This is a genomic window from Nonomuraea recticatena, assembly GCF_039533245.1.
Classification (GTDB): domain Bacteria; phylum Actinomycetota; class Actinomycetes; order Streptosporangiales; family Streptosporangiaceae; genus Nonomuraea; species Nonomuraea roseola.
The window spans coordinates 1-9,921 of record NZ_BAAATE010000071.1; the positions used below are offsets into that span (position 1 = coordinate 1).

Annotated in this window: 9 protein-coding genes and 1 pseudogene; 5 read left to right on the forward strand and 5 right to left on the reverse strand. The window is 67.7% G+C overall.

Annotation, left to right across the window (positions count from 1 at the left end; all coding sequences use genetic code 11):
* On the forward strand, positions 1 to 491 hold a 491-nt coding region (locus ABFX50_RS49575; protein ID WP_346158057.1), incomplete at its 5' end, for a hypothetical protein.
* Positions 492 to 737: 246 nt separating this feature from the next.
* Here ABFX50_RS49575 and ABFX50_RS49580 read toward each other — a convergent pair.
* The 3 genes from ABFX50_RS49580 to ABFX50_RS49590 all read right to left on the reverse strand — a co-directional run bounded on the left by ABFX50_RS49580 (position 738) and on the right by ABFX50_RS49590 (position 4,764).
* Positions 738 to 1,988 carry a metal-dependent hydrolase family protein gene (locus tag ABFX50_RS49580; protein ID WP_346158059.1) on the reverse strand — a complete coding sequence of 417 codons (1,251 nt, stop codon included), beginning with the start codon at positions 1,986 to 1,988 and terminating at the stop codon, positions 738 to 740.
* A gap of 1,064 nt (positions 1,989 to 3,052) precedes the next feature.
* Positions 3,053 to 3,592, reverse strand: a complete 540-nt coding sequence (locus tag ABFX50_RS49585) for a hypothetical protein (protein WP_346158061.1) — start codon at positions 3,590 to 3,592, stop codon at positions 3,053 to 3,055.
* Positions 3,589 to 4,764 (reverse strand): trans-sulfuration enzyme family protein, encoded by a 1,176-nt coding sequence (locus ABFX50_RS49590; protein ID WP_346158063.1) that lies wholly within the window; start codon positions 4,762 to 4,764, stop codon positions 3,589 to 3,591. The genes ABFX50_RS49585 and ABFX50_RS49590 overlap by 4 nt, the downstream gene beginning before the upstream one ends.
* 59 nt (positions 4,765 to 4,823) lie before the next feature.
* Between ABFX50_RS49590 and ABFX50_RS49595 the strand changes: the two genes are divergently transcribed.
* Both ABFX50_RS49595 and ABFX50_RS49600 read left to right on the forward strand, forming a co-directional pair.
* On the forward strand, positions 4,824 to 5,360 hold the full coding sequence (locus ABFX50_RS49595) for an Lrp/AsnC family transcriptional regulator (RefSeq protein ID WP_346158066.1): 537 nt from the start codon (positions 4,824 to 4,826) through the stop codon (positions 5,358 to 5,360).
* Positions 5,361 to 5,727: 367 nt separating this feature from the next.
* Complete coding sequence (locus tag ABFX50_RS49600; RefSeq protein WP_346158068.1) at positions 5,728 to 6,642, forward strand: IS982 family transposase; 915 nt, start codon at positions 5,728 to 5,730, stop codon at positions 6,640 to 6,642.
* Between the two features lie 807 nt (positions 6,643 to 7,449).
* Here ABFX50_RS49600 and ABFX50_RS49605 read toward each other — a convergent pair.
* Positions 7,450 to 7,986: a DUF4158 domain-containing protein gene (locus ABFX50_RS49605; protein ID WP_346158071.1), complete on the reverse strand. Its 537-nt coding sequence runs from the start codon at positions 7,984 to 7,986 to the stop codon at positions 7,450 to 7,452.
* A 23-nt stretch (positions 7,987 to 8,009) separates the two neighbouring features.
* On the opposite strand from ABFX50_RS49605, the gene ABFX50_RS49610 reads away from it, so the two are divergent.
* Both ABFX50_RS49610 and ABFX50_RS49615 read left to right on the forward strand, forming a co-directional pair.
* Entirely contained in the window at positions 8,010 to 8,537 is a 528-nt protein-coding gene (locus tag ABFX50_RS49610) for a hypothetical protein (protein WP_346158073.1), read from the forward strand.
* 152 nt (positions 8,538 to 8,689) lie between these two features.
* A complete protein-coding gene (locus ABFX50_RS49615) occupies positions 8,690 to 8,848 on the forward strand; it encodes a hypothetical protein (RefSeq protein ID WP_346158076.1) in 159 nt (52 codons plus the stop codon).
* Between the two features lie 96 nt (positions 8,849 to 8,944).
* Here ABFX50_RS49615 and ABFX50_RS49620 read toward each other — a convergent pair.
* A pseudogene (locus ABFX50_RS49620) lies at positions 8,945 to 9,921 on the reverse strand (hypothetical protein); the annotation flags it as partial.

Sequence of the window (9,921 nt, forward strand, 5' to 3'; positions counted from 1 at the left end):
TCGTCGCTGACCTCCCACGGCTTCGCCCGCGCCACCCGTACTCCTCTCACGACCGCTACAGCGAGAGATCAAAGCACACCGGAGATCATTCTGTTAGGCGCTATTATAGGGATGATGCGCTCGCGGTCGCTCTTGGAGGGGGTGACGACCAGCAGGGCCACGACTTCGCCGTTGAGGCGCTGGTACTGACGGATGCTGAGGTGGCTCAGCTCGCTGAGCTCCTCGACACGGAGGCCCGCCAGGCGCAGCGTCTCGATGACGGCCCACTGCCAGAAAGCCAGGTTCTCAGCGCGTCTTTTCGCGGCGTTGTCCCGATCATGTCGTCGATGGCGAATGCGGCAGCAGCGGAAAGGACATGCTCCATGACACGAGTGACAACGCCGCCCGCGAACTGGAACAGAGGTAGGTTGCCGAAGCCGCGATCCGCAGAGAAGGCACCCATCGTCCTGCTCGTTATCCCAACTGTCGCGATGAGGCAGAGCGCCTGGTGAAAGGTCAGGACCGCCTGCCCCGCCCCGGTATGCGGCACAATCCGCTTCGCTCGTCCCCTCCGGGCGTAGGGTCAGGAATCATAATCGCGCTCAGCGGCGTGCGTGCTTCGACCAGCAGCCCGATGAGTGCAAGCCGGCGCGACCTGGTGGAGGAGGTCGTGGTGAGCGCACCGAGGCGGCCGGCGATGCGCAGGACGATGGCACCGCGGCCGATGACCGGCCGGAGAATGGAACGCCGGGCAGGACTTACTGTTCATGGCCGGCGACAACTGAATCGAGGTCCTCGCCCTGTTGCTGCCAGACGCTGTCACCGCCGAGGTAGGTGACCACGGGTTCCAGGAGTGCGGAGATGTCGCGGGTCGGATCTCCCCGGACGACCAGGAAGTCGGCATCGTGGCCGGGCTTGATGCGGCCCTTCCTTCCTGCCAGGCCACATACGTCGGCGGCGACCGAGGTGGCGGCAGTAAGGGCTGCCTCCACCGGCCACCCGGACCTCACGTACTCCTCGAGCGTCAGCGGGAGCAGGCCGTGCGGCTTCGCTGGCCCGATGCCGCCGTCTGATCCGGCCACCATGCGTACGCCGCCCGCTCGCAGCGCACTGGCGATCTCCTGGAGGGCTGCCTCGGTGATGCCGGCCCGCGCCGCCACGGCCAGGATCTCGGGCGGAACCATAACGCCTGGATCGGATCCCAGCGTCGCGCAGACGGCGATCTTCGACTCGGCCAGGGCGATGAGCAATTCGTCGTCGATGTGGACGCCGCCGGATGTCAGACAGGTGCAGTGCTCGATGCCGTCCACGCCCGCCTCCAGCGCCAGGCGTACCGCCTCCAGCGCGTGCGCATGCGCGGTGATCGGCAGGCCGAGCCGGTGCGCCTCGGCCACCGCCTCTCGCAGCTCCTCCCCAGTGAACTGCGCCCTCGTGGTGTCGGTTCCCGGTGTGAGCACCCCCCCGCTGGCCATGATCTTGATGACGTCCGCGCCGAGGTCCGCCCTCCGCCTGATCGCCTCCCGCAACTCCGTCAGCCCGCGCACCTGGCCGCCGAGCGGCCAGCAGTGCCCGCCCACGCTCGTGATCGGCGTTCCTGACGCCACAACTGTCGGCAGCCCTGGCGTGGGCCGGTTCCTCCACCTCAGCACGGCATCCTGCTGATCGCCCAGGTCACGTACCGTGGTGACGCCGGCCGCGAGGTGCGTGCGGAGCGACGCCTCGATCGTGGCCTCCAGCCGATCCGTGGAGCTGTCGGCGAGCCGGTCGAGCGCGCCAGGGCCGCTGTCCGCGCACAAGTGCACGTGCGCGTCGATCAGGCCGGGAAGCAGGGTGCCGTCGTGCCGCCGCGTCGGCCACCCGTCCGGTGCCTGCGTGCCCGACGCCACTTCGGCGATCCGGCCGTCTTCCACCAGCACCACCGCCGGACCGTCGAACATACGCTCGCCGTCGAACAACCCGCTCACCTGTACGGCGGTCCTGCTCATCGAGATCATGAAGTCCTTCCACAACGCTTGGAGAATGGCACGAAGCCGCTCCGCTGCTGGCGAGCCCGGAGGAGGCCAGGAGCTGATGCGCCTCGATCATGTACTTGGTCGTCAGCGAGTGCCGGACGATGCATCGCCGGGACGAGCGCATCGCGCAACCCGCGCGCACGGGGCGTCAGTCAAGTCGATGCCCGTCGGTTGAGGAGACCGTTCGGCACAGCGCTCGTTCATGTCGACGGGCCGGAGGGATGTCCCCGGCCGGCTGCCACGCGAACAACTGTCCAGTCAGGCTCCCCGCCATGACCGTAGCCCTGCTTGCCCGAGCGGGACTCAGCCCTCTGCGACCGCCTGAAGGTCGTGCCAGAAGGCAGGCTGCCGGTCTGTGGGCTCACTGACGAGGACGCTCACGCCGGGCGTCCCTTCGCCCGACGCCCACCTGTTGTACAGACAGCCGCCACGATTGTCGCGAGCGTCTTCATGTGTTCCCCCTAAGCCATCGTTCCCTCTTCAAAAGGGATGTGTTCATGCATAGCCGAAGGAGGCGCGACGCAACGAGATCGAGCTCTGCCAATGTTCGGCCAGAACCTGCCAATCGGCTTCGCCAGAGATCCCGCAGGCAGACGTGCTTCTGCGCGGCTGCTGCTGTGGCTCGGGAGGAATGGCCGTCGCTGTTCAAGGACTCGCCGGTGGGCGGTCGTCCATCGCCATTGGCGGAGGCACGGCCCGCCACGGCAATCACTGCCCATGTGGACAGGGCAGAGGATGTTGGGCGCGGGCAATGTCGGCGGTGCCGTCGCGCCATCGGTCCTACCGGTCAGTCAGGAGTCAACCGCTTCGACCTGGCCGGCCGCCTCTTGCACCCCCGCAAGGCGGCCGGCGAGAACAGGGCGAGCAGCCCCAGCGCGCGTACGCGACATTCCCGCTGGAGGTGGGCAGGGTCGGGTCAGGGCCGGCCAGACGTAGTCGAGCCACTCGTCCATGAACTGAAGAGCGGCGCGCATCACATGTGGAACGTCCGACTGTCCCCGTGGCCAGATTTTGGCTGACTTGCGCGCCGTTGACCATGAGCGTTCGCACCGAAGGGTCGATCAGTTCGGAATACGAGTCAGGCGCATCTCCTCTTCGAGTACCCAATTGGCTCCCGCGTCATAGGAGATCTCGCCCTGCCAGCGCGCAGACCTGTCCGTGATGTCGGTGAACCGCCAGCGCAGCCATGGATCATCCTCGTCACTGAGCAAGACGATGTCGCCGTTCGCAGGCCGACCTATGAAGCGCCTGACACGGGCGTTGATCGGTTCGATCCATGTGGAACGCCACGCGTCGAGCTCTGGGTCGTAGAAGCGGACCGTGGTGCCGTGGAATGCCCGCAGACGGCCGGACGGCAGGGCCTCGTGACGGCCTGGCACGATCCAGATGTCCTGTACGGCTCGGCCGCCGAGGACCCAGCCGAAGTGGAGTTCGCCCTTTGCCTGAGCGGGCCTTCCGTTGAGGTCGGTTCCCGACCATTCGACATCCCAGGAGCCGATGAACTGGCCGAACAGCATGAGTTTGTCGGCGTAATCATCGGCGGGCCCTGGAACGTGAAGGGCACCTACGAGCCCTCGGTCGGCGGTGTTCATGATGGTCATCGGGCTGCCTCCTGAGCGGACGTGGAAAGGCTTCGGTCAAGGTCGTGCCAGAGATCGTCGGGATCCTCCAGCCCCACCGCCAGCCGCAGCAGGCGGTCGCTGATGCCGCTTCGCTGCCGGACGTCATCGGGGACGATGCGGTGCGTGAGAGAAGAGGGGTGCTGGATCAACGTGTCCACCCCTCCGAGGCTGACGGCCGGGGTGATGAGCCGCACCCGAGCGACGACGTCGCGCGGGTCGCCCGCGACTTCGAAGGAGACGAGTGATCCACCGCCGTCCATCTGGCCGGGAGGGCGATCGTCGGTGTGGGCGGGATAGAACACCCGTGTCACGGACGGGTGTGCCGCGAGCCGGCGGGCCAACTCGGCGGCGGTGGCCGCGGCGCGGCGGACCCGTATCGGCAGCGTCGAGAGTCCGCGGAGCAGCAGATATCCGGCGAAGGGGTGCAGTACGGCTCCGGTGACGATGCGGATCTGACGCAGCGCGCGGGCGAAGTCTTCCGTGCACGTGACGACCCCGCCCATGACATCACCATGGCCGCCGAGGAACTTGGTGGCGCTGTGGAGAACCATCTGGGCGCCGTGTTCAGCGGGGCGCTGCAGGATGGGCGTGGCGAAGGTGTTGTCCACCAGCAACGGAAGGTCACCGGCCGCTTTGGCGAGCCGCCCGATGTCGTGTTCGCTGAGGGTCGGGTTGGCCGGGGTCTCCATGATGATCAGCCCGGTGTCCGACTGGATCGCAGCGGGCAGGTCTTCTGGAGTCGTCCAGGTAACCGTGGTGCCGAGCAGTCCGGAGTCGAGCAAATGATCGCTCGTGCCGTAGAGCGGGCGGATAGCCACGATGTGGGGCCGCTGCCGTGCCACGCTGGCGAGCAGGCACGCCGTCAGCGCGGCCATGCCGCTGCTGAAGGCCACCGCGGCGGCGCATCCTTCCAGATCGGCCATGGCGGCTTCGAAGCGGGCGACCGTCGTGTTGCCGAGCCTGCCGTAGATGGGGTGACCAGGCGGCATCTCACCAGCGGCGAACGCATCGAGCAGGGCGCCCTGAGACCAGGTGTCATGCGACGGATATGCGGTCGACAGGTCCAGCGGGACAGCATGGAGCCCGAGCGCCGCAAGGTCCTCCCGCCCACTGTGAACAGCACGTGTATCGAGCGCCTGGAGAGGAGTCATGGCAGTATGGTCGAACCATTGACGAATCTCTTCCAGAGAGTCTGAATTATATTTCGTGCATGGACCGAAACATCGATCTGGATTCGATCGATCTAGAGATTCTCCGGCTGCTGCAGAATGATGCACGGATCACCAATCGAGAGCTGGCGAACCTGGTGGGTGTCGCGCCGTCCACCTGCCTCGGCCGGGTCAGCCGCCTTCGTTCCGCCGGGGTCATCGAGCGATACATGATGCACGTGCGAGCAGCCGCCGTGGGCAGGCCGTTGGAGGCCCTGCTGGCGGTCCGCATCCATCCGCACCGCCAGCCGCTCGTGGACTCCTTCGTGGAGCATGTGCTCGCCCAGCCTGAGACCCGCATGCTCTACCACTTGACCGGCCCGGACGACTACATCATCCACGTGGCGGCCGCAGATGCCCTCGACCTTCAGCGGTTCATCCTGAACGAACTGACAGCGCGAGCGGAGGTCACGCTGGTCCACACCAACTTGATCTTCTGCCAGTGGCACGGACAGCCGCTGCTTCCGCCACGGGCAGATATGAGCCGTCTCGCGACCGACAAGCATCGACGCTCACCGACCTCGACCAACGCGAAGTGAGGCGCCGGCGCCCGTCGAACGAAGGACGGCCTCGTTGCTCTTCGCGTCCTTTCCGCGAGGGTCAGACATCCCAGAAGGTTGTGTGTCAAGCACCCACGGAGTCGTGATTGCGGTGCGACCATGCGGTCGCGAGTCGTAGTGATCATGGTTTTTGAGACAGCCGTGCAGGATGCCGACGAGCCGGTTTGGCGATCTGACGCAGGGCGGCATTGTGTGCGATGTCGCGGCCTCGAAGTTGCTGGTAGTAGGCGCGGACGTCGGGATCATGCAGGACGGCGGCGCTAGCCTGCATGTGCAAGGCGTCGACTAGATGAATGAGTCCAAGGCATAGCTGCGGAGATAGGGCGAGGGCGCCCATCCTCAGTTTGTGACGACCGAGCTGAACACCCTCGCAACCGCACTGTACGTGAAGGTCGACGATCTGCTGAAGGCCTCACCAGGTCTGGCCCCGTGGCGGCCGAAAACGGGTATCACGCCCACGCTCAGCGACGCCGAACTGGTGACCTTGGCGGTCATGTCGGCGTTGCTGGGCTTCGTCTCCGAACGGCGCTGGCTGCGCTATGCCCACGCCGAGCTGGGCGGGATGTTCCCCTACCTGCCCGGGCAGTCGGGGTACGGCAAGCGGTTATGTAAGGCATCGGGGCTGGTCCTTCACATGATCAGGATGCTGGCCGCCGACACCACGCTGTGGAGCGATGATGTGTGGCTGGTCGACTCCACCCCGGTGGAGTGCGGCCGCTCCCGCGACACCGCCCGGCGCAGTGACCTGGCAGGGTGGGCCGAGTACGGCTACTGCGCCAGTCACTCCCGGTATTTCTGGGGGCTGCGCCTGCATCTGCTGTGCACCCTGGGCGGGCTACCGGTGATGTTCGCCCTCACCGGCGCCAAGGCCGATGAGCGCCACACCCTGCTCGGGATGCTCGATGCCGCTCACGAGGTGGTGGCCGGACATCCAGGCCAGTCGATCATCGCCGACCGGCAGTACTACGGGCGCGACTTCGAGCACGCGCTGACCGAGCGTGATGTGCGCCTGCTGCGACCGGCCGGCCAGGGCGAACCTGCGCGGGCCGGAGCGCGGCTGTTCAAACCGCTACGCCAGACCATCGAATCGATCAATCAGACCTTCAAGGGCCAGCTCGACCTGGAACGCCACGGCGGCCGAAGTCCAGCCGGAGTCATCATCCGCGTGCTGTCCAGGATCCTCGCGCTGACCGCAGCGATCTGGCATAACGACAAGACCAACCAGCCGATCAAACGATCCCTGATCGCCTACGACCACTGAACGTGACTAGATCCCTTGGACTCATTCATCTAGTACTACAGTCATGTTTCGTGGTCTAGATTTGGATTTTGTTGTGTGGCGTAGCCATCGTTTCCAGTAGTGGCTGCTGCGGGCGCGGGCTTGGTGGGCGTGCCGGTGGTGTGACCAGGTCAGGCCGCGTTGCAGGATGTGGCTGAGGGGATGGGCGGCGGTTCTTCTTCCAGTCCCCGCCCGCGCGCAAGGCCGGGTCCAGGGAGATACGCGCAATACCGGCCATGGTGGATCACAGTCTCGTGTCCGGCGCACTCTGGCCCCTGCGTCCCTCGGGGTGCCCCGAGTATGACCCGGCGAGTATCTGTGAGCTTCTCCGCGCGCGTTAATGAGAACCGGTTGCTCGGCGCTGCCCGCTGGGGCACGGGATCGATGTGCTGACTTCGCTGAGCTGTCCGACTTGCCTATCCGTGGCTGGGCTGGAATGCAAGCGCCCAGATGGCCGTATCCGGCTTGTGCCGCATGGCCGCCGGGTAGCGCTGGTGGTCGCCGGGATCCTGCTGCGATGGGCGGTGCGGCCGCGCTCCCGGACTGTCGACTCGGACGACCGTGATGTGGTCGACGAGGTTCTGCTGATGGTGCAGGTCCATGCCGCATATCGGCCTCCGAGGAGGATGAGTACAGGAATTAGCGGTAGCGCTCGGGCCAGCTGCTCTCAAAGGGGGTCCGGGGAGAAGCTGTACAGCGCTGACCTGCTCTGAGAGGGCTTGGCGCACGATCCGGTTCCGTTGTTCCTCAGACCCCGAGGAGATCAACAGATCCAGCACATCGAGCGCGTCATCGACCAACGCGGTCTCCAGGTGCCGCACCGCGGCCAGCAACCTCGCGTCCTTCGGTGCTCGGCCAGCTCTGCCACGCTGGCGCCTTGCCGTAACGGGCCAGCGCGGCGAGCTTCACCTCCGGCACCGGTTGGACCGCCACGGAGCCCGCTCCGAGCTCGGTGATCTCGGCCACCCGCTGCAACTGCACCGCAAGTACCCGACCTGAGGCTTTCGTCGGCGCCATGCGCAGCCGCTCCAGTTCCGAGAATCTGCGCCCCTCCCCCATTCGCAAGAGCCCTGCCAGCGCGGCGCGCATCTGGGCCGACAACTGTCCCGATAGCAGGGCCTGCAGCCGATCGTTCTCCGCCTTGCGCGCCTCGCCCACCAGCCGGGTCAGCACGGTGATGCCTGGCAGCAGGATCCGCTCCTTCAGCATGTGGACCCGCGCCCGGTCGAACAGCGCCCGCGGACCCTTGGTGGAAGCCCACATCCGCGCGGCCACGAACGCGAGCACCTCCGCCTCACACGAGCCGAAGTCGCGATAGCCCAGCAACCCGGATCTCCCAGGCGTGCTCATTGCGCGCCGATTCTCCGACGGACGTGGTGTGGGATGCGAGTGCCGACCGTCAGCGGGTTTTGTTCGCCGAACTCGGGCAGCACGTGCGCGACAGCTGGCCGACCGGGACCGATGTGGCCACGTTCCTGCAGCGGCGAGCCGCCGAGCTCAATCTCAGCGCTGCGCCTGCTCTCGAGCTGGGGCGTTTGCTGGATCCGTCGCTTAGAGTCCACAGCGATCTCGGCTCTTCTGATCTCATCAGGCTGGGCGGATGCGTGACGTTCGGCTGGATCGACCCGGTCGCGGTGGCCTACCCCGGGCAGCGGGTATGGAATGACTTCGCCAGCCACCGGCCTGGCACGGTCCCCGCCATGGCGTCCGCGCTGCTGAACGGCCCCGTGGACCAAGCGCTCGACGTGTGGAACCCGCGTGGCGACCCCATCTGCGTCAACCGAACTCCCGGACCGGCGGGCCCGCTATACGCCCGCGGCGCCAACGGCACCCACCGCCTGCACGCCGCACGGCTGACCGGGCTTCCCCTCATCTGAGCGGAGATCACCCAGCCGGCGCTGGCGTTGCAGGTGAAGCCGAGAGTGGCGCGCAGAGGCCTGAGGACGCCCGCCAACTACTGAGGTGCTGGCGAGGCCTGCTGGCGCTCGGATTGGTCGTCGGCCAGTTGGAGGAAGCCAACTTCCCCACCTTGAGCGTTCTGCATCTGGACCATGTCGAGGCGCTGTGGCTGCTGGCCGCTCCTGAGCTGGCCATCGCGTGGGCGGCTGCCTATGACCGTGCCTACCCTGGGGCGTTGCTCGAGCTGGAGTTGCGCCGGGGGCGTGGGCGGACAGTTCGTCCTGGGTGACGTGGTTGTCGAGGTGATCGGCGACTTGAGCTTGGCTGCCAGCGCAGCGACCCACTCGGGCTACAGCCGTGAGTGCCGGAGAGCCGCCTCGACCCCCTACAACTCCCCTGACGCACCAGTTCCACCAGCAGTCTTCGATGGTGCCGGTGCTTCGGCCTGCTCGGCGCGGGCTCGCTGCCGCTCGCGCTCGGCGATGGACTCGGCCAGCTCCCGACGAAGGCGCCCCGCCTCCTCGCGTGCCAGATCCCGCTCGGTCTCGGCACGGGAGATCCGAGCGGCAGCGTCGACGGCTGCGCCGGCGGCCTGCTGCTGGGCCTCGCCCAGTTGGGTCTGCAGCCGTGCGGTCTCCGTCTCCGCCTGGCGGCGGACCTCACCCAGCTCGCGCCCGAGGTCCTCCCGTACCGCCCTCGTCTCGGTCCGAGCCTGATCCACGTCACTCTGGAGCCGCTGCAGCTGCCCGGCCTGCTCCTCCAGCCGCCGACGCAGCTCGGCGGCCTGCTCCCGAGCGGCGTGCACCTCGGCGTCCTTGGTGGCCACTGCGTGCGCCAGCTCGGCGATCCGGGCCTGCTGGGCGGCCGAGGCCTCGGCCGCCTGCTCCCGCTCCGCCTGCGCCAGTTCCCGGACCTCGGTCAGCGCGGCGTAGGCGCGCTCGCGGGCGGCCTCGGCTCCGCGGGCCTGCCCCTCGGCCTGGGCGGCCCGCCGCTCGGCGCGGCGGACCTCCTCGGCGGCCTGGCGGTGGGCGGCGGCCGCCTCGGCGCTGGCGTCGTCGGCCCGGCGCTCGGCGGCCTGCCGGGCGGCCTGCGCCTCATCGGCCTGCTCGCGGGCGATGTCGCGGTCGCGCTCGGCGTTGGCGGCTCGGCGCTCGGCGCGCTCGGCGGCTTCCTGCGCCGCCGTGGTGCTCGCCTCCAGGTGTGCGTGGCGGGCCAGCAGTAAGCCGCGGACCTGCTCGTGCAGGTCGCGGTCGGCGGCGAAGGCGGTCAGCACGGTTTCGATCAGCTGGGCGCGGCGCTCGGCGTGCTCGGCGCGCTGGCGGACCCAGTCGGCGCCGTCGATCGCGTCGCCGGAGGCGGCCG